This window comes from Olivibacter sp. SA151 (assembly GCF_054130995.1).
On record NZ_CP096391.1, the window covers coordinates 5634002 to 5658040 of the forward strand.

Consider the following 24039-nt stretch of genomic DNA (forward strand, 5'->3'; position numbering starts at 1 on the left):
ACGAAATCCCAAAAAAGAATAAATTCATTGTCTGGCTTAAACGGCTTGGTTTCTGGGGTTTTCTTTTCTTTTTACTGAAAGGAATTTTATGGCTGATATTGGGCTACTGGGTGTTTAAGCAATAGTAAAGCCAGCTATTTTTTAATTTTTAGTTTTTTATGCTTACTATTGCTATGAACAAACCTAATGCATATCATGATTCATTCACACGAAGAGGAAAAAAGTCTAATTCTTCTTATCAAGGATGGGAATGAAGTTGCCTTTCGCCAAATTTATGATCGCTATCGAACAAAAATTGTCAGTTTTGCCTATCGGTTTCTAAAAAATGAAGAAGATGCAGAAGAAGTCATGCAAGAAACCTTCATTCGCTTTTGGCAAGCAAGGGATAGATTGGATCATAGCTTTACCGCAGCGCCACTTTTATTTACTATTTCCCGTCGACTTGTATTAAATGAATTGCGAAAAATTGCCCAATCGGAGAAGGCTATTGCGGAGTTATTGGAAAAATCCGACAGACTAGATCATCTTTCGCAGGATATCATGGCTGCAAAAGAAATCGATGAAAAATCTAAAGAAGCGCTGAATCAACTTTCACCACAACAGAAAACAATTTTCTGCCTCAGTAGGTATGAAGGACTAAGCCATGATCAAATTGCCGAACGATTACAAATCTCTCCCCATACGGTTAACAATCATTTGGTAGAAGGCCTGAAAAAAATCCGAAAACATTTGTTACGATACGGCTTAATCCATTTTTTTCTCCTTTTCTATTTTTGATTTAAAAAATTTTTCCGGTAGCCTAGTTATCCTTTAGCTTTCCTGTGTATTGACTTATAAAGAGCTTTGACGAAGCTTCAAAAAGGTCACATATGGATCAAACACGCCTACGCGAATTATTGGAAAAACTAGCGAGTGATCGCATTACGGCAGAGGAGCTGCATAGGTTAATGCAGGCTATTCAGGACGACACCTATACAGAGGAGCTTGACCAGGCATTAAGGCGGTTTCAGGACTTACCGATCGTCCCCCACTTGGATGACCAAGAACAATCCCTCAAAAGTTATCAGCGGATTATTTCCGATAAGCGATTTTTACAAGCTCGCAAACAAAAACGCCTCTATCTGACTTGGGTTGCGGCTTCACTGGCCTTGATATTAGTCGGTGCGCTTTTATATCAAAGGCTGTCTTCTCCACGGGAACATTTACGGAATGCATTTACCACTACCTGGACGGCCCCATTGGGCGAGCAACGACAAATTGAATTGCCTGACGGTACCTCCGTTTGGCTAAATGCAGGTAGCCGATTAGATATTCCGCGCAACTATAACGATAACGATAGGCGCGTGGTTTTAGCCGGAGAAGCTTATTTTGATGTTCAATCCAACAAACAAAAGCCATTCACTGTGGAAACAGGTTCTCTTATCACTAAAGTATTGGGAACCGCATTCAACATTAACAGCTTCGATGCATCGCATATCGCTGTAACAGTCCGGCAAGGGAAAATAGCCGTTCAGCATGAGGCTGAAACTGTATCCTTGTTAACTGCAAATCAACAGTTGATTTATAATGTCCATACCAATCATAAGCAAGTACATGATGTAAATGCCACCGCTATAATTGCTTGGATTCATCAGCGATTGCGCTTCGATAACATAAGCATGGCAGATGCAGGAAAGGCCTTGGAAAGATGGAGTAACAAGACCTTCATTTATCGTAATGACGCCATCCGCGGTTGTCATTTTACCGTGTCCTTCCATGAAGGAGAGAATTTGCGGGAAATGTTAAATGTCATTAGTGCACTGAACAACTTTAAATATGAAATAAAAAATGACACCGTGTACCTCGACGGTAATGGCTGTGAATAGCGTTCCGCTTAAACCCTAAAAAAAATGATGAACAGACGAACATATCCTCCCTAAAAAGGCAGTCACATTGGCGGCAACCAATGTGACTACACATGCAAATAAGGGATTCTTGCGGCAATCCCTCAGTATTAAACCCAATCTTAACTAGAGATAAGCTTAATTATGCAAAATTATGAATTTTAAACCAACCTATCTCATTTTTATTATGAGAACAGCCAGTCTTATAGCCTTTTTGATACTTTTTTCTTTTGGCCTGTTGCTAGCTGAAAAAACCAAAGGCCAATCCATTTATAAGGACTACATTTCCTTTTCTCATCAAGGCTCGCTGGAAAGCGCCCTTTTAAAGATCGAGTCGCTCAGCAACTATCGTTTCGCCTATAAAGCCAAAGAGGTAAAAAACTACCAAACGATATCGATATCACCCGCCAAACGTTCAGTTGCCAATGTTCTGGATAGGTTATTAAAAGGCACCTCTTTATCATATCAATTGCAAGGCGATTATATCCTGCTGAAAGAGAAGAAGGAAGGTCTGCCAAAGTCCATTAGTGATCAGCAGGATTTTCCTGTTAGCGGAAAAGTGCTTGATGAGGCAAAACAGCCCTTAATTGGCGTATCCATTAAAGTAAAAGGCACCAATGTAGCCAGTCGTACCGACGATCAAGGCCACTTTATGATCAACGCCACTCCTCAATCCATTCTGTCTATTAGCTACTTAGGCTACGAATCCCAAGAAGTGGCAGTTGGAAATGGGCAAGACTTACAGATTGTACTTAAATCAATAGAGGCCGCCTTGGACGAAGTAGTGGTAGTTGGTTATGGAACACAACGTAAACGCGATTTAACCGGTGCCGTTGGTCAAGTGAGCGGCACGGACCTCCGTAATATGCCAATTCGAAATGCGACAGAGGCCCTACAGGGTCAAACGGCAGGTGTACAAATCACTTCTACCGGCGGAAGCCCCGGCACACCTCCTGCTGTTCGAATTCGTGGAATAGGTACAGTAAACGATAACAATCCGCTCTATGTGGTAGATGGACTTCCTCAGAATGACATCGGTTGGTTAAACCCCAATGATATTGTGTCAATTGAAGTCTTAAAAGATGCGTCGGCTACCGCCATATACGGTTCAAGGGCAGCCAATGGGGTCGTTATGGTTACCACGGCGAAGGGGAACGCCGATGGTGACAAGCTAAACAGCCAAATATCACTGGATAGTTATATCGGCATCCAAAATCCGATAAAAACTTATGAGATGATGAACGCTTCGGAGTTTATGGACTACAAGAATCTGGCAAATATCAATGCAGGTTTAGATCCCTATTTTTCGGAACAAAACAAGGCAGAGGTGTTACAATTTCTGCGTGCCAACACAGGAAGTGAAGAGGGTACCAATTGGTGGCAAGCGATCAATAATAAGAATGCCTTAGTGCAAAATCATGATATCGCCATTTCCGGTGGTGTTAAAGATTTAGCCTATCGGACCAGCTTGAGTTATATGGATCAAGAAGGGATTATCAATGGATCGGACTATGATCGATTATCTTGGCGGACTAATTTCAACCATAATTTACGCAGCTGGCTAAAACTATCGGGGAATATTGGACTCATCAATGAAGGTAGAGGCAATGTGCTTGAAAACAGCCCGGGTTTCAATACCGCTTTTATCGCTTTTGTAGCCGATCCGATCTCGCCCGTGTATCGGACTAATTTAGTAGACGTTCCCGACTTTTTACGATCGGGATTGTTCCTTGATCGCATTGATCAAAACAATCCATGGTCGTTTTACAGTCCCATTTTAATGACTAATAAGGAGAATCCGGTAGCCCAGACCGAGATCTACAAAAACAATCGATGGAAGGGAACGGCTATTAAGGGAGGTGGATCAATTGACATACAGCCCTTAAGCTGGTTAAAACTGAGAAGTAATTTTGGCGTGGATTTAGCCAGAGGGACCTCGGATTATTTTTCACCGAAATATTATTTAGATGGCGATCAATTCAATGTGGACGCCACGGTAAGTAAATCCAATTCAAAGACGGATTACTATGTGTGGGAGAACACAGCCACATTTGATAAAGAATTCGCCGATCACCACGTAACGTTCTTGGTGGGTACCTCGGCAGAACAATGGAAAAGCGAATCCTCCAGCGCCTCGAAACAAGGATTAGTATCCAATGATCCCAGTCAGTGGATCATTGATGCCGGCACCATTAATCCGCAGGCATCCGGCACCAAATGGGAGATGGCACTTAATTCTTACTTCGGTCGGCTTTTCTACGCTTATAAAGACCGCTATATGCTTACGGCAAATTTCCGCTACGATGGTTCCTCCAACTTTGGCGAGGATAAAAAATGGGGAGCTTTTCCTTCTCTTTCCGCTGGATGGAATTTTGCTGAAGAAGATTTTATTAAGCAATGGTCGTGGCTCAATTTAGGGAAGCTTCGGGTAAGTTGGGGAAAGATAGGTAACCAAAACATCAGTCGAGGTGCTTATCTAACCACTTTTTCGGGCAATATGGGTTATTATCTATTCGGTCCACGCAATCCACAGTTAATCGGTGGCAGTAATTACATCGGAAATGCGGGGATAAAATGGGAGCAGACTGAGCAGCTGGATATTGGCTTAGATTTAGCCTTCTTGAACAACAAGCTGAACCTAACAATAGATGCCTATCGCAAAACCACGGATGGGATGTTACTGAATGTTCCTTTGCCGGCTTACCTCGGCTTTCCAAATAGTCCCTGGTCCAACGCCGGTGGCGTCCGTAATAGCGGATTGGAATTCGATCTTTCGTACCGTAATAAAATCGGAGATTTTGGTTATTCCATTGCTGCCAATGCATCAACCTTTAAAAACAAGGTCTTGAGTTTAGGTGGAGGTGAGCCTATTACCGGTGGTGGTTGGATCAGCTACACAACTACCCTGACCGAAGAAGGCATGCCGATCGGTTATTTCTACGGCTTCAAGACAAATGGCATTTTCCAATCGCAACAAGAAGCCGATGATTATATTCAAGAAGGCGCCCGTCCAGGGGATTTGCGTTTTGTAGATTTCAACGGTGACGGGACCATCAACAATGCCGATCGCACGAATTTGGGTGATCCCTTTCCTGATCTGACCTACGGACTCCGTTTAGGAGCAGATTATAAGCACTTCGACTTTCAGCTGTTAATGCAAGGTACCTTAGGCAATAAAATCATGAACATTGCTAAGATCGACATGAAGTCGGGAGTAGGCTGGTACAATGCGCCGAAAGAGTTGTTAACCGAGGCTTGGTCACCAAGTAATCCAAGTCATACGCAGTTCGCCATCAACGCTTCCAATCAGAACAATTTGCAAATATCCGATTGGTTAGTGGAAAATGGGTCATACCTACGGGTAAAGAGTGTGCAATTAGGGTATACGCTGCCGGATGCTTGGCTAGCAAAGGCCAAAATTCAACGTATTCGCGTGTGGACAGGAGCGTACAACCTCCTCACCTTCACTTCCTATTCGGGTCTCGACCCTGAGATTGGCAGCGGTTCCCCCTTAAGTATGGGAGTAGATCAAGGTTATTACCCACAGGCAAGATCATTTATGTTTGGTATCAATGCAAACTTTTAGACAATGAAAAGAACGATAACGTATATAGTCATAACGGCTTTCGGCCTTATCGCTAGCTGTAAGCGTGACTTTTTGGAAAGAGACCCTTACGGCGTACTGGACGAAACAGATTATTTTAAGACCGACGGTGCCGGCTTAAAGTTGGTGACGGGCTGTTACCAACCAATGCAAGACGGATGGGGTTACACCGTTAACAAAGTAGCTATTGGCGATGAAAGTGTCGATAATGCCGATGCGGGAGGTTCCGATCCCGGCGATCGGCCGCAAACAACGGAAGTAGGGCGCGGTCGACCTCTTTCTTCCAATCCCCTATTATTTGAAACGTGGAGTAATCGATATCGTGGTATTGGCAAATGTAATATCGCCCTTGATGCGCTGAAACGAGAAGGAAGTAACTTAGTAGAAAACGGAGCACCCCTTCCAAGTGAAGCACTTGCCCGTTATTTTGCCGAAATAAAGTTTTTGCGCGCTTGGTATTATTTCGATTTAATTACAGTATTCAAGGAAATTCCCCTCTTAGTTGCTGTTGAAGACCCTTCTACACGAAAGGGGAAGGCCAGCATCGAAGAGCTCCGCAACCAGTTGTACATCGATTTAGACGAGGCTATTGCCGAGCCCAATTTTCCACGATCGTCCGAATTACCCGACAATGAAACCGGACGAGCCACCAAAGATGCAGCTTATACGCTTAAGGCACGAGCTGCACTTTTTTTTGCCGGATTAATGGAACAGGGCAAAATGGAGGGAGATGCATTAGGTGAATATCTCATCGCAAAAGAAATGGCGGGAGAAGTCGTTAACAACGGACAGCTCCAATTGCTACCCGATTTTCAGGACTTATTTAGAGGTGATTATCAAGTCGGTCCCTTCTCAAAGGAATGCATTTTCGGTGTGCTGCGAAAATTCGATCCAGCTTTTGGCTTAGCGGGCGACCCCTTTGCCATTATGAATGTAGGTAGAAATAATGTAGGCGGCTGGGGAGGAAATACCCCAACGCGCGATCTGGCAGCAGCATTTGATCCGGCTGATCCACGCAAAATGTTTACCATTATCAGTCATAACGACATTTTCAAAACTTCCAGCGGAGGAGAGGAAATACACAACTATCGCGGTTATTTTAACGACTATAATTTGCAACAGAGTCGTAAAGCCTTTGTGCCACAAGCCTATCGGCAACAAAACGACTTGCAACGTAGCAATTGGCAGCCGTATTGGATCCGCTATTCCGAGGTATTGCTTATCTATGCAGAAGCCATTATACGAACAGGTGGCAATCACGCAGAAGCATTGAACTACCTGAACGAAGTACGTCACCGTGCCTACGTAACGACCTCCAAAGTTGATGAACCCGCTATTTATCGCTTGTTTGCAACCGGTCTCAAAGCCATCGATGAGGCTACTTTTGCAAGCCGTTACGCCATAAAGACCTCTGATGATATCTTGCAAGCCATAAAGAAGGAGCGTCGATTCGAATTAGCCCTCGAGGGATTCCGACTATACGATCTAATACGTTGGGGTGAATACGCGAGCACTATGAAAGCCTTCCACCAAAAATACGGCTTTGCCGATAAAGGACGTGATGCCAGTGAAAACAGCTGGCCTTTCCCTATACCTCAAATTGAAATTGATCGCTCCAATGGAGTATTAGTACAAAACAGCAATTACTAACATGGATTTAACACGAAGAAAATTTATAAAAGAAAGCACCGCCTTGGCAGGATTCACCATTGTTTCCAGTCATGTCTTGGGTAAAACTTTAGGATACGTGGCGCCTAGCGACAAGCTGAATATAGCCGGCATAGGTGTTGGTGGCATGGGGCGTCGCAATTTAGCTAACATGAACACTGAAAGTATTGTCGCCCTTTGCGACGTAGACTGGAAATATGCACAAAAGACTTTTCAGGATTACCCGAAGGCAAAACAATATAAAGATTGGCGGAAACTATTTGATGAAATGGGAAATTCTATTGATGCCGTTATGGTAGCAACTCCCGACCACAATCATGCCGTCATTACTGCCCATGCTATTACTTTGGGAAAACACTGTTACACGCAAAAGCCGCTTAGCCATTCTGTATATGAATCGCGTCTCTTAACCAAACTAGCCTCTAAGTATAGAGTAGCCACTCAAATGGGAAATCAGGGAAACTCTTTTGACTGGTGCCGACAGGTTGCCGAATGGATTCAATCCGATATTATCGGAGAAGTGGAAGAAGTACACTGTTGGACCAATCGCCCGATTTGGCCACAAGGATTGATGCAACCCGGCGATGCCATGCCTGTACCCGAAACGCTTTCCTGGGATCTCTTTTTAGGCCCCGCCAGCAAACGTCCGTACCACAGCGTTTATACGCCCTGGAACTGGAGAGGTTGGTGGGATTTTGGTACCGGCGCATTAGGCGATATGGCCTGTCATATTATGGATCCCATTTATTGGGCTTTAGATTTAAAGTACCCCATTAAAGTTAATGGCAGTTCAACGCTCAGTAATTTGTATTCACCACCTCATGCACAAATGGTGCAGTATACTTTTCCGGAGCGACCGAAAAAAAGAAAAGTAAAAATGCCGGAAGTAAAGGTTCATTGGTATGACGGGGGATTGATGCCCGAAAGACCGATGGAACTCAGTCCCGGCATGATGTTAGGTGACGAGAATGGTGGTATTCTCTTCATTGGTAAAAAAGGAAAAATCATGACCGGATGTTATGGCATGAACCCAACCCTTTTACCAGTGAGCGAAATGGAACATTTTGAGCAGCCGACGCCTTGGATTCCGCGGATTAAAGGTGGAAATGGAGATATTTGGAGTACCAATGCCCACGAGCAGGAATGGATTCGCGCAGCCAAGGAATCTCCGGAAAATCGCACGGAGGCCAGTTCGCATTTTGGATTCTCCGGACCATTTAATGAGATGGTGGTGATGGGTGTATTAGCTGTTCGACTACAGGGCCTACACCGCGACCTGCTGTGGGATGGTGAAAATATGACCTTTACCAATATTGGAGATCAGGATAAAATCAACATCGTTTCTGTGGACGAGTTTAAAGTAGTTGATGGCGACCCCCGATTTGATCGTCGTTTTACGGAGTTCGGAGCTAAATCCATTGCAAACGAATGGATAAAGCATACTTACCATAACGGATTCCAATTGCCCGAAATGCCGATCGACTAATATGGTTTAATAAGTAATCGCCGGTGTCGTTGATCTGTTATGCGATCGACGGTACCGGTCTTAAATATAAGAGAATTCATCATGAAAAGATTAGAAAGGAACCTGATAACCGTATTTTTTACCGCCTGCTTAATTCTATATAATTTTCATTACGCAGCAGCACAATCCCCAGAGGTAAAGACCGATTGGAAACTTGCCGTCCAGTCGTATACCTTCCATAAGTTTACACTGATGGAAACCTTAGATAAAGTACAAACTTTGGGACTGCACTACCTTGAAGTTTACCCGGGGCATCCCTTGGGCGCAGGGTTTGGCGAATTAAACTTTTCGCCGAGTTTATCAAAAGAAAATCAAGAGAAATTAAATCAAGAGGCTGCAAAACGAGATATAAGGATCATTGCCATGGGAGTGGTTGTAACGGAAGCTGCCGAATGGGAAGCTTATTTTTCCTTTGCCGCAGCCATGCATATGGAGTACATTAGTGCCGAACCGGCCTTGGCCGATTGGGACTTGGTTGAAAAGCTTGTCAAAAAGTATAATATAAAACTGGCTGTCCATAACCATCCCAAGCCTTCATTGTATTAGAGTCCTAACGATTTATTGAAGGCGATCGGTCACCGCGATGCGAGGATCGGCTCTTGCGCAGATGTGGGCCATTGGAGACGAGAAGGGCTGAATCCGCTGGAATGCCTTAGGAAGTTAAAGGGGCGTATACATGCACTCCATTTCAAAGACATCACCTCTGGTAAGCGTTCAGCGCACGAGGAAATGCCCGATACAATCTGGGGTACCGGCATACTCGATGTAAAAGCTATGTTAGCTGAACTAAAACAACAAAATTTCAAAGGTACCTTGGCCATCGAATATGAAAACAATTGGGAAAATTCGGTACCTGATATACAAAAAAATTTAACTTATTATTCCCAGGCTTTAAAGGAAATTAATCCATAAAGGCACAAGCTAAGCATCTGTAACAGGAAATAACTAAATTGCTGCAGGTATCATTATAAACAAAAAGAGCATGAATATATCGGGGAAGGCGAAAGCGCAGCACACGTATGATGTCATTGTGATCGGTTCGGGCATCAGCGGTGGTTGGGCGGCCAAAGAATTTTGTGAGAAAGGGTATAAAACGTTGGTATTAGAACGGGGTCGAATGGTCAAACACCTGGAAGATTATCCTACGGCGATGCAGGATCCTTGGCAATTCACACATCGAGGAGAGCTACCGGAAGCGGTGACGACTAACAATCCCATTGTGTCCCGTTGCTATGCTTTTGACGAAACAACACAACACTTTTTTGTAAAAGATCAGGAACACCCATATGTGCAGGAGAAGCCGTTCGACTGGATAAGGGGCTATCAAGTTGGTGGCAAGTCCCTACTTTGGGCACGACAAACGCAGCGTTGGAGTGATTATGAATTTGAAGCCCCGGCACGAGACGGTTTTGCGGTAGACTGGCCCATTCGCTATAAAGACCTGGCACCATGGTACAGTTATGTAGAAAAGTTTGTTGGAATCAGCGGAACCAAAGATCAGATTCCGAACCTTCCCGATAGCGAAGTGCTTCCTGCTTTCGAGATGAATGCTCTAGAGAAGCACCTTAAAGAACGAATAAAAGCCTCTTATCCCGATCGCCATGTCATCATTGGTCGTTGTGCCCACCTCACGGCACCACAAAAAATTCATGTAGCCCAAGGAAGAGGCCAATGTATGGCTCGGCACCTCTGCCATCGGGGATGCCCATTCGGTGCTTACTTTAGCAGTAATTCATCCACACTACCCTGGGCCGATGCTACAGGTAATCTGACCTTATTGACCAATCAGGTGGTGGAATCTATTCTGTACGATGAACAAAAGGGCAAAGCAATCGGTGTGCGTACTGTGGATAGCAAAACAAAACTTGTAAAGGAGTTTTATGCACGCGTTATTTTTGTTAACGCATCCGCTCTTAACACCAATCTTATCCTATTAAATTCGAAGTCAGCCCGCTTCCCCCAAGGGTTGGGCAATGACAACGGCTTACTTGGCCATTACATTGCCTTTCATAATTACCGTGGCAATATATTGGCCAGCTTTGATGGGCTTCGCGATCAATATTATTACGGACGACGCCCCACCAGCATTTTTATGCCTTCCTTTCGCAATGTATTCCGGCAGGAGACCGACTTTCTACGAGGTTATATGATCGCCTTCAGCGCTAGTAGAGCAGGATGGAGCCAACAGCTGGAAGGAATTGGAAGTGATTATAAAGATCAACTCACAGAGGCCGGTCCGTGGCAGGTTTTCATGATGATGCAAGGAGAAACCATCCCTCGATATGAAAATCATGTCCGCTTAAGTGATCTTGAAAAAGATTCGTGGGGCATTCCCCAATTGATTACATCCGTTGACTATACGGATAATGACCTAAAACTTATGCACGATTTTCTGGAACAGGGCTCTGCTATGCTCGAGCAATCCGGTTGTAAGGTCACAGCAAGGATTGACCGTAAAGATGCACCGGGCTTGGATATACATGAAATGGGCGGGGTACGCATGGGAAAGGACCCCAAAACATCGTTGTTGAATAAGTGGAATCAACTTCATCAATGTAAAAATGTATTTGTTACCGATGGTGCCTGTATGACCTCAACCGGTAATCAAAATCCATCCCTGACCTATATGGCACTTACAGCAAGAGCAGTAGATTATGCCGCTACGGCACTTCAAAAGAACGATGGAACCGTTTGACATCCATAAATTCCAAATATGAAAAGACGAGATTTTATAACAGGCATCACTATAGGTAGCACCTTTTTAGGCAATATCCCTTACCTATCAAATGCATCAGCTCATGCGCATGAAAAGCACAAACAGAAAGAGCTTAAGTCCGACATTGTCATCGTTGGCGGAGGCTTAGGCGGATGCGCGGCAGCTTTAGCCGCGCTGCGCCATGGATTGCGCGTTACACTGAGTGAAGAAACCGATTGGTTGGGAGGTCAGCTCAGTCAACAAGGCGTACCTCCCGACGAGCACCAATGGATTGAAACCCATGGTGCACCCGCCTCATACCGCGCTTTTCGTGATCGCATACGTACGTTTTATAAACGCAATTATCCATTAACGACCGAAGCAAAACAGCGCACCCATTTAAATCCCGGAGATGGTTCCGTTTCACGCCTATGCCATGAGCCTAGAGTGGCTGTTGCCGTCCTATTGGAGATGTTAATGCCTTATTTAAGCTCCGGTAAATTAACCTTACTCACGGATTATCGAGTTATAAAAGCCGCTGTTCATCAAGATCAGGTCACCGCAGTACTTGTGAAACATCGGCATGAGGATCATGAACTTACTTTAAATGGTCATTATTTTATCGATGCTACCGAGCTCGGTGATCTGCTCCCATTAACCGGTACGGAATACGTTACAGGTACCGAATCCAAAAAGGAAACGAACGAGTTGCATGCCCCGGAAGTCGGCAAGCCTGAAAACCAACAGGCTTTTACTATGTGTTTGGCTATGGACTATCGACAAGGAGAAAACCACGTGATTGATAAGCCGGAGCAATATGATTTTTGGCGTGATTTCATACCGAAGATGGTCCCCTCCTGGTCGGGTAAATTGTTGGATCTCTCCTATTCCAATCCGCGCACATTGCAGGCCACTACACTCGGCTTCAATCCAACAGGTGAAGCGACCAATAAAGCGTTAAACCTTTGGAACTATCGAAAAATCATCAACAGACACAATTTTTTACCCGGGACCTTTGGCGGTGACCTCAGTATAATGAATTGGCCACAGAACGATTATTTTTTGGGTAACTTGATCGATGTACCGCCCGCCGTATATGCAAAGCACCTGAAAGCAGCAAAGCAGTTAAGTTTATCCCTATTTTACTGGTTACAGACGGCCGCTCCAAGGCCCGATGGTGGTGAAGGGTGGCCTGGCCTTCGTTTACGGGGTGATGTATTAGGGACCGCTGACGGGTTAGCTAAGTACCCGTATATACGCGAATCGAGACGAATAAAAGCAACCTTTACCATTCTCGAAGAACATGTGGGAAAGGAAAACAGAGGTTTGGTTGCCGGACAATCCGCAGCTAGTAAAGCCGCTGATTTTTTTGACAGCGTGGGTATCGGGTACTATCATATCGATCTCCACCCGAGCAGTGGTGGCGATAATTATATCGATTTTAGTTCGCTCCCCTTTCAAATTCCTTTGGGTGCATTCCTTCCCATACGCATGAAAAACCTGCTCGCCGCCAATAAAAATATTGGAACCACTCATATTACAAACGGCTGTTATCGTTTGCATCCCGTAGAATGGAGTATCGGAGAAGCCGTTGGTTTGTTAAGTGCCTACGTTATTCGAAAGAAATTAACACCCCATCAGGTTAGAAACGATCAGCAGCTATTGAACGATTTTCAGCGTTTCATTCGAAGGGAAGGGATAGAGACCAATTGGCCGGGTTAAAGCAGTTATCAATGGAGTAACCATAATGCAAAAAATAAAGCGGATATCTCACGACAACCGCTTTACACTAACTAAACTAAACAACTATATAAACAATCTATATAGATACTTTATGAACAAAAAAACTTGACGTTTATACCCTTAACTCGGAATAAAAGAATCCGGCTTCTACAATGTGTTATGAAACCGGAAACTTTAACCAACCAAACCAAACATGAACCATGTTATTTCTCAAGCCTACAAACTTCTTTTATTTAGAACGATTATTGATAGTGCAAGTATAAAGTTTATTTAGAACAAGTACAAATAATAAAGTTATTTTCATGATATCCCCTTCATTATCAATATCATTCATTCTACTACATAGGTATGCGGTAAATTTATTTTATTTTTGTATTACCTTACCGTTTCTATTCTTATGATTAAAATAGGTTTTCGATCGCCTTTTAGGCTATTGCTTTTCATCCCTGCCTTGCTAGCACTTGCGGGTTATTCCTGCGCTCAGGTTAATACGGTAAGCGACAAGCTGGCGCTCGCAGATACCTTACAAAGCCAAGCAAGCTTCGATGATACGACAGTGGATAGTATCAGTTACTACCAAAAGTTACTAGCACTTGCCAATGGCGATACGGCAAACCGATGGCCGGTGAGTCCACAGCCCTTGCCTTTAAAAGGCGCTTTGCTTCCCGAACATCGGATTATCGCTTACTATGGAAACCTATATTCTAAGCGCATGGGAATACTAGGTGAACTTCCACCGAAAGAAATGATCAGGCGGCTCAATGAGGAAGTTGTACGTTGGAACGATGCCGATAGCAGCACCAAAGCCATTGCCGCCCTGCATTATATCGCGGTAACCGCCCAAAGTGACGCCGGTAGAGATGGTAAACACCGCCTGCGCATGCCCGACAAACAAATAGATTCCGTTCTGAATATTGCTCGGCAACATGGTAACTTGCCTGTATTTTTAGATATACAAGTCGCCTTAAGTACTTTGCAGGAAGAGATTCCGAGGTTGGAAAAATACCTGCGACTGCCTCAGGTACATTTGGGAATCGATCCGGAATTTTCAATGAAGGATGGGAGCAAACCCGGTACCCGGATCGGCAGCTTCGATGCCAGGGATATCAATTATGCGGCCGATTTTTTAGCTCGTTTAGTAAAAGGAAGCCAATTACCTCCAAAATTACTCGTTGTACATCGTTTCACTGCCGGTATGGTGCGAGACTATAAGAACATTAAATTACGCCCCGAAGTGCAGGTTGTTATCGAGATGGATGGCTGGGGACCTCCCGCTCTAAAGAAAGCAACTTACCGCCAATTTATCTACCGGGAGCCCGTGCAATTTACCGGTTTTAAATTATTTTATAAAAACGATTTAAAACAGGCTCCAAAAAGAATGCTGACTCCAACTGAATTATTGCAGTTGAAGCCAGCACCAAGTTATATACAATATCAATAATACGTGCCTAATTGATCGATCACTTAGGCTTTTTCCAAGCTCTTAAGAAATTTTTGCAATTTGGGTTGTATTACAGCCGCACAATAAGGATTATCCGGGTTATTATTAAAATAGTCGTGGTGATAGTCCTCTGCTTCATAAAAAGTTCTAGCCTCTACCACCTCGGTTACAATGGGATCGTCAAAAATCTTTTCTTCTGTCAGTTTGTTGATTAAGGTCTCGGCCTCAAACTTTTGTTCCGGGCTATGATAAAATACCGCTGAACGGTATTGCGTTCCTATATCGTTCCCCTGTCTGTTCAAGGTAGTGGGGTCATGGGTTTTAAAAAATATGCCCAATAGTTTCTTATAAGAGATCTTTTGCGGATCGTAGTCAATCTGTACTACTTCTGCATGCCCGGTTTCTCCTGTACAAACTTCCTTATAAGTGGGATTTTCTTTATGTCCTCCCATATAGCCGGGTAGCACGGAATTAACGCCGTCAAGCTGCTGAAAAATAACCTCTGTGCACCAGAAGCAGCCTCCTCCAAATGTCGCCTTCATAAACCTAAATTAAGAATCCAAAGTAAATGCCATCCCACCGGGACGGTCGTAAGCTGCCAGCCGTCAGCTATCAGCTTTCATTATTGTTATCAATTTATAAAATTTTTCACACTTTAAGCCAGTTGGTATAACATATGACTTAAGGCTTGCATTTAAACCGCTTAGTCATCGATCTTATACTTTTGCTCTTAGTAACAGGCAATTTGCAGGAGATCATTAAAACAATGATTGTTGTCCACTATCATCCAAGTCGATATCATCCGGATTGGTAATTTCCAAGTCAATTTTTGGCTTTGGCTTCTCGGATGGCTCCGAAGGAGCTACCGTTTCGTCCTCTACCCTTTCCTCATCCGGGTCTGCTATTGCATCTTCCCTCTTTTTCTCTTCATCATGTCCGGTTACATACGCTTCTTCTCCAGACAACAACGTAACTTTTTTGACATCGTGTGAACTAAGCCTATTTCCCTGTGCCTTCATTCCTTTCACATCAACAATTTCATTCAAATGTTGTTCGATTGTTTCCGGAATTTGCGTCTTTCCTTTTAATACATCCAATTTAATGATTGGATCCTTTCCATTTGTAAGAAGTACCAATTTAGAACCAGCCTCCTCGTTGATAATGGAGGTTGTTTTACCGATGGGTGTATTTTCGAAAACGAATCGTTTTACGAGGTAGTTTCCGGTCTTGCCATCGATATGTATTGCAGTAAAAACTTGCTCCGGATTATATTTCTCAATTCGCAGCATTTTCGGATCGAAATGATTCGTAAGCTCAAAACTGCTTAAGCTATAGGTGCCATCGGGCATTACGATCAATATGCGATCATCCCCGTCAAATTCGCCTAAATACTTCCCTCGGCCATCTACATTCAACCGATTCAGCACCTCATCGAACCAAATTTTTCGTCCGGCTAAGGTAGAGACACCCTTTGATTTCAGGATAATCTTCTTAATGGGATATTTGCTAACAATGTTACCCTGCGATGCCCTACCCTTAATCGCAATTTCGGCAAAGTCTAGATCAAACTGTAGTTTTCTCAGTTTGGAATGCGGCTTAAGCTGTACATTTACTATCTCAGCCTCCCCATTCGGATTTGCAGTAAAATAAAGCACCTTTGATCCTTTACTTCCTTTGGTCAGATCGTATTCCTTATCTCTCGTAACACCTAGTATCGAAAAGCGCTTGACATAGGATATACCTGTTTTTGCGTCCCGATAGATCATGTTATAGACGGTACGCTCATCTCCCTTTTTGAAAACACCAACATGAATGATATCCTTCCCAACAAACACTTTATCCTGCACTTTGGTTACCAGGCAAGTACCGTTCTCTAGGAATGTGATAATATCATCGATATCCGAACAATCACCAACATATTCATCTTTCTTTAAACCTGTTCCAACAAAACCATCTGCTCGATTTACGTATAGCTTAACATTGGCTAAGGCCACTTGTGAAGCTTCGACTTTTTCGAATATGCGAATCTCTGTTCTCCGCTCACGACCTTTACCATATTTATCCTTCAATTTTTGGAACCAGGCGATTGCATAATCCGTTAGATGCTTAAGGTTGTATTTGACTTCCTTTATCTCATCCTCTAAAGCTTTCATCTGCTCATCCGCCTTTTTCACGTCGAAGCGGGTGATGCTACTCATCGGTTTATCGATTAGTTTTTTATAATCCTCAGGAAGTATTTCGCGATAGAAGCGGTCAAAGAAGGGTGTGAACAAACGATTTAAGACGTCCACAACAATCTCAAAATTACCCGCGTTCTCATAATCAGGATGCTTATACATCCCTTCCTGAATAAAGATCTTTAGTAAGGAGCTGAAGAAAATCTTTTCCAGCAATTCATTTAGGCGAATCTCCAATTCCTGCTTGAGTAGACCTTTTGTATGTTTTGTATTTTCGATAAGCACATCATTAACGCTCATAAAATGTGGCTTATCATCACGAATGACACAGGTATTCGGTGATATAGAAACTTCGCAATCAGTAAAGGCATAAAGCGCATCAATTGTTACATCCGGAGAAATCCCCGGAGCTAAATGCACCACAATTTCCACTGTTGCGGCTGTATTATCTTCTATTTTTTTGATTTTAATTTTACCTTTATCGTTTGCAGCGATTACGCTATCGATCAAACCTCCGGTTGTAGTTCCATAAGGGATTTCAGTAATAGCTAGGGTCTTTTTGTCGCGCTCTTCAATGCGTGCTCTCACTTTTACCTTTCCACCGCGCACGCCTTCGTTATAGGCGGAGACGTCAGCCAATCCACCTGTCGGAAAATCCGGCACAAGGTTGGGGCGTCCGCCACGAAGAACTTCAATCGATCCATCAAGCAATTCTACAAAGTTATGAGGCATAATTTTCGTAGCCAAACCAACCGCAATACCTTCAGCACCTTGAGCTAATAATAGGGGGAATTTAACCGGTAAGGTAACCGGTTCACGATTTCGACCATCATAACTTAATTGCCACTCGGTGGTATCCGGGTTGAAAACAACGTCATTGGCAAATTTACTCAGACGTCCTTCTATATAACGAGGCGCTGCTGCAGAATCACCCGTTGTAGGATCCCCCCAGTTCCCCTGACAATCGATGAGCAGATTTTTCTGCCCGATCTGAACCATGGCATCACCAATTGAGGCATCGCCATGTGGATGGTATTTCATGGTATTACCGATCACATTGGCGGCCTTGTTAAAGCGGCCGTCATCCATTTCTTTTAATGAATGGAGAATACGACGTTGTACCGGCTTTAAACCGTCGTTGATATGCGGCACCGCCCGATCAAGTATGACATACGAAGCATAATCCAAAAACCAATTCTCGTACAAACCGGATATTGGAATCGTTTGGTTATGGCTTAGAGCCTCGTCGTTATTTCCTGAAAGTTCGTTATTGTCTGTTTCTTCGCTCATTTTTTTATAGCCTTTAGGTATTAGCTTTTAGCAATTTGCTTACTATTTCCGATGCCATTTTTTGTCATTGTGACGGTAATAACTCCTTAAAGCTATTCATGACATCATTAAGCGCCGTAAAAATACTAAACATTTTGGTATTTAAGAGAGGAATTATGGGTAGCAAGTTCAGCATTTCAAAAGGAACTTTTATTTAGTTACTTTTATTCGTTATTGTTTGTTTTAAAAGGCACTCATGCTACTTCGTGGTTTTTTCGCTAATTCATTCTTTTTAAAGGAGCTCAAGCTTTTTCAAGGTCCGTAAAAGTAACCAAAACCGACCGTAGGAAGCTCATGAACACCTTTAAAATAAGCAATGTGTGTATAAACTCATCGCTTGGAACTTTGCTACAGACAGACGTAAAATCATATCCGTCCAAAACGTTAAATAATAATTAGGAAATATGGGAGCTCCGTTGGTCGGTTTTACTTAAAAAATAGAACGATTATTTTATTCAACTTTTCTTGATAAAAGTTGAGCAAAATCAAGGCGTGTGTAGGCTACCTTGCATCTGATGGCAAAGCATTCATGGCGCGTATTGGAGCCGTTTCACTTCCTCAATCCGCTTGGGTAGTGCAACATGATCAGCGATGCAAATGCTTTGCTGCTCGTTGCTTCGGTATCCTCCAAGGCCATTTTACCCACGCGCAGGGCTATATTAGGGCTGAAGATAATAATACGTCCGGTTAAAAGTAAAAGCCCTACGTTCTAAAAAATGCCGCCTCCAAAATTTACAAATAGCACGAGGAGGCACGATCCGTTCCTTTAAATTTTACCTGCCTGCGGTAGGCAGGAAGCGGCGAGCTTTCTTTGCTTCTTTATTTCGCGGAGAAAGAAAGAAGTTAAAATAATCGTTCCTTTAATATAAACAATTCATCTATGTGTTAAATTGATCCCTGTTTTAGGTTAGAAAGCCGATAGTCATATTAAATTTATATCAACACCCAGGGATACTTTTGCTTTCCCAATAAAAATAGAGCCTCTTATAGCCGAAAACCTCCTCTTTTTTGTCCAGAAAATTTATTTTGGACAGGTGTGACGTAAAATAAAATTGACTAAAATAAACGTTTTTAATACAAACACCATCGTAGATGCTAAAAGCGAAACGCCTGTTTTAGTGAAAAAGCCAATAATCACATTCCTTTATTTGTATCCTATGCCCGAATGGGTTAAATTTAAATTTTATTTTACGACATGAAGAAAACTGTATACGCATTAGCGCTTATTATTCCCTCTTTATTCGCTTGTAACAGCGGAGAAAAAGGGACTGGTACAACCGATTCAGCTGCTTTTAAACAAATCGATGAAGCAAGTCTTGCACAATATGTGAAGGATTTATCGAGCGATAGCCTCGAAGGTAGAAAGCCATTTACCAAGGGAGAAGAAAAGACCATCCAGTATATCAAACGTGCTTTTGAAGACATAGGCCTCGAACCGGGGAATAAGGATAGTTATTTCCAGGAAGTGCCTATGGTGGAAATTAAATCAAATCCGAAAGCCATTCTGTCCTTTACGGGATCCAAAGGGAAAGTAGATTTTAAATTGCTAGACGAAGTTGTTTTAGGTAGTCGAAGAGTTCAGCCTGCTATTGAAGTTAAAAGCTCGGATGTGGTATTCGCCGGATTCGGTATCGTTGCTCCGGAGTTCAACTGGAATGATTATGCAGGACTCGATGTAAAAGGAAAAACAGTTGTGGTCATGGTAAATGATCCCGGATTTTACAACAAGGACCTATTCAAAGGAGAAACGATGACTTATTACGGTCGTTGGACTTATAAATTCGAAGAAGCGGCCCGGCAAGGTGCGACAGGCGTGTTGATTATTCATAATACAGAAGCTGCAAGTTACGGGTGGAACGTGGTAAGAAGCGGCTGGAGTGGACCGCAGCTCAATCTACAAACCGAAGACAATGGCGCTTCGAGATGTGCTTTTGAAGGTTGGTTAACTGCCGATGCCACCAAAAGGCTATTTGAACTTGCCGGCGTGTCCATGGATGTTTTGGAGCAAGCTAAAAAGCCGGGATTCAAGGCGGTAGACTTAAAATTAACGACAGGCACCACCATTACGCAAGAAACGAAAAAGTCCATGTCCAATAATGTAGTAGCAAAATTAAAAGGAAGTAAACGTCCGGATGAATACATTATATACTCGGCACATTGGGATCACCTAGGCATCGGAGAGGCCATCGAAGGCGATTCTATTTATAACGGTGCGGTTGATAACGCCACCGGCGTAGCAGGTTTATTTGAGATTGCAAAAGCCTTTAAAGCTGCAAAGACAGCTCCTGAGCGTTCGGTACTTTTTATTGCTTTGACAGGCGAGGAAGAGGGGTTATTGGGATCCGAGTTTTATGCAACCCATCCGATTTATCCATTGGCAAAGACAGTAGCCAACATTAATATGGATGCTTTAGCACCCATTGGCAGGACTAAAGATCTCATTGTAACCGGGCTCGGACAATCGGAAATGGACGACTATGCGGCAGTTGCAGCAAAAAAACAGGGAAGAACAATTAAACCGGATTCGAATCCATCTGCCGGACATTTCTTCCGTTCAGATCATTTCAATTTTGCAAAGGTTGGTATACCCGCATTATATCCAAGTACCGGCGATGATGTATTAGGAAAGGGCGAAGAATTTGGTTTAGCACAAAAAGAAGCATATAATGAAAAACGCTATCATCAACCTGCTGACGAATTCGATGACGCATGGAAGTTGGATGGTATGGTAGAAGATTTACGCTTATTCTTTGATGTGGGCTATACGCTGACTCAGGAAAGCAGCTTTCCAAAATGGAAAGAGGGCTCGGAATTCAAAGCGGCCGGTGAGAAACGCTAATTGCGTGTTGCCAGTTATGGGTTGAAAGCTTTTCGGAAACTTGTAACCCGTAACTGGCAACTTATATTTAATATTCCGGCAATAGCGGTGCCGTTCCCATAATATCATCAATTTTCGCCAATAACTCAGGTGTTAATTTTGGAAGGATTTCCAAGGCCTTTAGATTTTCTTGAAGCTGGCTATCCTTTGTTGCACCAAGAATCGCGGTTGTCACATTTGAATTGGTAAGCGTCCAGGCAATGGAAAGAGTTGCCAAACTGGCCCCTAATTCATCGGCTACCTTTTTCAGGTTCTTCACAGCTCCGAGCTTTTGATCCGTATAGGACTTATCTTTCAGCCATTCATAGCCTTCCAGTGCCAAACGCGACCCCTCCGGAATGCCTTCATTGTACTTCCCGGTTAATAGCCCCGAAGCCAAGGGGCTCCAGATGGTAATTCCCATGCCAAGATTACGGAAGATAGGCAAATAATCAACCTCTATTTTTTGTCGATGGAATAAGTTGTACTCAGGCTGTTCAACGGCCGGCGGTTCCAAGTTCAATTTGGCAGCAACGGCATGGGCCTCTACAATTTCCGCAGCACTCCATTCACTGGTACCCCAATAGAGAACCTTCCCCTGCTGAATTAATGTGTTCATAGTACGAACCACTTCTTCCATCGGTGTATTTTTATCAGGACGATGGCAATAATAGAGATCAAGGTACTCAACCTGTAAACGTTGCAAGGCTTCGTGACAAGCTTCCACGATATGCTTGCGGCTTAATCCATACTGATTTGGCTTTTTATCGGGTCCTTTCCAGCCGAAGAAGACTTTACTGGAGACAACATAGGAAGAGCGCTCCCAGCTTTTTGCTTTTAACACCCTTCCCATCATTCTTTCTGATTCACCTCGTGAGTAAACTTCCGCATTATCAAAAAAATTAATTCCTGCATCATAAGCGATACCCATTAGACGGTCACTTAAGGTATCATCCACTTGCCGCGCAAAAGTTACCCAAGAACCAAAGGACAATGCACTGAGCTGTAAACCTGTGCGCCCCATTCTTCTATATTCCATACTGTTATTGTTAACTGATTTCTGTAAAACTAATGAATGGCCGTAAAAGTTTTGAAAAAAACGGAAATGATGACAGGAAGCTGATTCGTTAGTAGCGAAATAGTTGAATGGGGAACTAAGCGTTTAAAAAAAATCACCCAGCCGAATAGTGACTGGGTGATCCATTTTCCGAGGTCTCTTTTCGTTAAAAATTAGTACCCTGGATTCTGTACTAGCTTTGCATTTCGATTCATTTCGTCGCGATGGATACTAATAAAGTACATTTTATCTAACCATTGGCGGTTTTCGATACCGGGATCGAGCTCCGAGGGCGTATACGTGTAATTATAATTTTCGGGGTCGTACTTATAAACACGCACCTGCTTACCATCTTTCAGCGTTCCAAATATGCGGATGATTCTGATTTTGTTTCCTAAAGTTGTAGGCGCAATCATCCATCTTCTCGCATCAAAGAAGCGATGTTCTTCGTAGGCCAACTCTACCCGTCTTTCATTTCTATAACGTTGCCGCAGTGCATCACCGGATTCGGTTACTGCCGGCATGCCTGCACGGAAACGAATTTTATTTAACCAGTTACGCGCCTCTCCATCTTCTCCCAATTCTATACAGGCTTCTACGTAGTTTAAGACGGCTTCTGTGTACTTCAATACCGGCCAGGGGATAAATTGACGCGTGTTTTGGTCAACCACAGCTGGATCCGGATCGGTAAATTTGCGGAAGTAATAACCGGTATGCGTGCCGTTCCAATCTTCAATTGGACTGTTTCTGGTATCCAATCCATATTGCGTCACCACTTGTCCGGAAGCATTAGTTACCTGATACTGCCCTGTCTGTATCTGATTATTAGGATCGCGTCCTTTCACATCATCCGTACGTGGTTTCCAATCCGATCCATCGTGTAAAATGGTGGCATACATTCTGGGATCCCTATTTTGGTAAGGGGCGGCTTTATGTACGGGGTTATCCCAACTAAAGCGCGAGCCATCGATCATCTCGTAATCGTCTACCAAATTCTGTATTGGCGTATTTCCTGCCCAGTTATGATAACCATTCGGTCCATTATTTCTTCCGAGCCAGTTACCTGCCTCGTCTTTCAGGTCGACAAAAAAGCGTCCCAATAGTATTTCTCGTCCACCATCTCCCGCAACGGCCCTGCTACCACCCCCCAACGACAACACCATGTAGTTTTCCGTTCCTTCTTCCGGACTAACGGGACCCGTTAAGTCCATTTTATAGGCAAATGCCGACTGGTCCACTACGGCCTTTGCAGCATCTTTCGCTTTTTGCCAGCGCTCCATCCGATTTCCACTTACATAGCCCAAGTATTCCTTATTACTATAACCTGCTATGGTTGGGGATTTAGCGGAGGCCGTAGGTATATCATGTAAATCGCTGGCAGCATATACCAGTACTCGAGCCTTCAATGCCATCGCCGCCACATTGGTTGCCCTACCCGTGCTCGCTGTGAGCCCGTTCAATAAATTAATCGCCGTATCACAATCCGCAACGATGAAATTGACGCATTCCTCATACGTATTACGAGGAACGGTATAATCTGCTTCCCCTAATTCATAAGGACGATTAATAAGTGGCACTGCTCCATAAAAACGAAGCAATTGCTGATAATAATAGGCTCTTAAAAAGTGTGCTTCTCCCTTTAAACGCTCTACCAGGTTATTGGTATTTTCAAACTGTGGCGTCGCTAGATTTTTCAAGGCAATATTGGTTGCCCGGATGCGCATGTAGAGCGAATCCCATAGATACGTTCTCTTGATCATCCCTTGATCAGCGGGGTTTGAACGAGATTCTGTAATGGTATTTATTCCTCTTCCGGGATGGGTAAACATCGATTCGTCGGTCATGGACGACTGCATTTCTTCTTCAAAGCCCCCCTGCCCGATTCCATTATACATTTCAAGGATAAATGCTTCTGCCAGACCGGCATCACTCCATACCACTTGTTGAGGCACTTCGGTCATCGGCTCCGTGTTCAAAAAATCAGTTTTACAGGAGACTATTCCCAGTAAAAACAAGGCTATGACACCTAATATTCTATATGACTTCTTCATGATTTCTTT

The 24039-nt window shown here is 43.5% G+C and carries 16 protein-coding genes; 12 read left to right on the forward strand and 4 right to left on the reverse strand.

The genetic code is table 11. The features are described 5' to 3' along the window. Nucleotides 1–195: 195 nt before the first annotated feature. The 10 genes from M1D52_RS22980 (at nucleotide 196) to M1D52_RS23025 (ending at nucleotide 14559) form a co-directional block, all read left to right on the forward strand. Nucleotides 196–777: an RNA polymerase sigma factor gene (locus M1D52_RS22980; protein ID WP_013664951.1), complete on the forward strand. Its 582-nt coding sequence runs from the start codon at nucleotides 196–198 to the stop codon at nucleotides 775–777. 92 nt (nucleotides 778–869) lie between these two features. Next, entirely contained in the window at nucleotides 870–1865 is a 996-nt protein-coding gene (locus M1D52_RS22985; RefSeq protein ID WP_437393679.1) for a FecR family protein, read from the forward strand. Between the two features lie 172 nt (nucleotides 1866–2037). Next, nucleotides 2038–5469, forward strand: a complete 3432-nt coding sequence (locus M1D52_RS22990; protein ID WP_437393681.1) for a TonB-dependent receptor — start codon at nucleotides 2038–2040, stop codon at nucleotides 5467–5469. Nucleotides 5470–5472: 3 nt separating this feature from the next. Then, nucleotides 5473–7137 (forward strand): RagB/SusD family nutrient uptake outer membrane protein, encoded by a 1665-nt coding sequence (locus tag M1D52_RS22995; protein WP_437393683.1) that lies wholly within the window; start codon nucleotides 5473–5475, stop codon nucleotides 7135–7137. 1 nt (nucleotide 7138) lies between these two features. Then, nucleotides 7139–8641 carry a Gfo/Idh/MocA family protein gene (locus M1D52_RS23000; RefSeq protein ID WP_437393684.1) on the forward strand — a complete coding sequence of 501 codons (1503 nt, stop codon included), beginning with the start codon at nucleotides 7139–7141 and terminating at the stop codon, nucleotides 8639–8641. 81 nt (nucleotides 8642–8722) lie between these two features. After that, nucleotides 8723–9226, forward strand: a complete 504-nt coding sequence (locus M1D52_RS23005) for a sugar phosphate isomerase/epimerase family protein (RefSeq protein WP_437393686.1) — start codon at nucleotides 8723–8725, stop codon at nucleotides 9224–9226. Between the two features lie 15 nt (nucleotides 9227–9241). Next, complete coding sequence (locus tag M1D52_RS23010) at nucleotides 9242–9592, forward strand: sugar phosphate isomerase/epimerase family protein (protein ID WP_437393687.1); 351 nt, start codon at nucleotides 9242–9244, stop codon at nucleotides 9590–9592. 70 nt (nucleotides 9593–9662) lie between these two features. Then, the gene (locus M1D52_RS23015) at nucleotides 9663–11375 is read left to right on the forward strand and encodes a GMC oxidoreductase (protein ID WP_437393689.1); all 1713 of its coding nucleotides are present in this window, start codon (nucleotides 9663–9665) and stop codon (nucleotides 11373–11375) included. An 18-nt stretch (nucleotides 11376–11393) separates the two neighbouring features. Then, nucleotides 11394–13097 carry an FAD-dependent oxidoreductase gene (locus M1D52_RS23020; RefSeq protein WP_437393690.1) on the forward strand — a complete coding sequence of 568 codons (1704 nt, stop codon included), beginning with the start codon at nucleotides 11394–11396 and terminating at the stop codon, nucleotides 13095–13097. Nucleotides 13098–13515: 418 nt separating this feature from the next. Beyond that, nucleotides 13516–14559 carry a hypothetical protein gene (locus M1D52_RS23025; protein WP_437393692.1) on the forward strand — a complete coding sequence of 348 codons (1044 nt, stop codon included), beginning with the start codon at nucleotides 13516–13518 and terminating at the stop codon, nucleotides 14557–14559. Between the two features lie 23 nt (nucleotides 14560–14582). Here M1D52_RS23025 and msrA read toward each other — a convergent pair whose 3' ends face one another. Both msrA and M1D52_RS23035 read right to left on the reverse strand, forming a co-directional pair. After that, the gene (msrA, locus tag M1D52_RS23030; protein ID WP_013664942.1) at nucleotides 14583–15101 is read right to left on the reverse strand and encodes a peptide-methionine (S)-S-oxide reductase MsrA; all 519 of its coding nucleotides are present in this window, start codon (nucleotides 15099–15101) and stop codon (nucleotides 14583–14585) included. Nucleotides 15102–15317: 216 nt separating this feature from the next. Then, nucleotides 15318–18026 (reverse strand): DNA gyrase/topoisomerase IV subunit A, encoded by a 2709-nt coding sequence (locus M1D52_RS23035; RefSeq protein ID WP_437393693.1) that lies wholly within the window; start codon nucleotides 18024–18026, stop codon nucleotides 15318–15320. A gap of 514 nt (nucleotides 18027–18540) precedes the next feature. On the opposite strand from M1D52_RS23035, the gene M1D52_RS23040 reads away from it, so the two are divergent. Then, the gene (locus M1D52_RS23040; RefSeq protein WP_130854445.1) at nucleotides 18541–18756 is read left to right on the forward strand and encodes a hypothetical protein; all 216 of its coding nucleotides are present in this window, start codon (nucleotides 18541–18543) and stop codon (nucleotides 18754–18756) included. Between the two features lie 504 nt (nucleotides 18757–19260). Further along, nucleotides 19261–20904 (forward strand): M28 family metallopeptidase, encoded by a 1644-nt coding sequence (locus M1D52_RS23045; protein ID WP_437393694.1) that lies wholly within the window; start codon nucleotides 19261–19263, stop codon nucleotides 20902–20904. 67 nt (nucleotides 20905–20971) lie between these two features. On the opposite strand, the gene M1D52_RS23050 is transcribed toward M1D52_RS23045, so the two are convergent. Together M1D52_RS23050 and M1D52_RS23055 are read right to left on the reverse strand one after the other, a co-directional pair. Next, the gene (locus tag M1D52_RS23050; protein ID WP_013664938.1) at nucleotides 20972–21961 is read right to left on the reverse strand and encodes a potassium channel beta subunit family protein; all 990 of its coding nucleotides are present in this window, start codon (nucleotides 21959–21961) and stop codon (nucleotides 20972–20974) included. 191 nt (nucleotides 21962–22152) lie between these two features. Next, the gene (locus tag M1D52_RS23055; RefSeq protein WP_013664937.1) at nucleotides 22153–24030 is read right to left on the reverse strand and encodes a RagB/SusD family nutrient uptake outer membrane protein; all 1878 of its coding nucleotides are present in this window, start codon (nucleotides 24028–24030) and stop codon (nucleotides 22153–22155) included. Nucleotides 24031–24039: the final 9 nt, after the last annotated feature.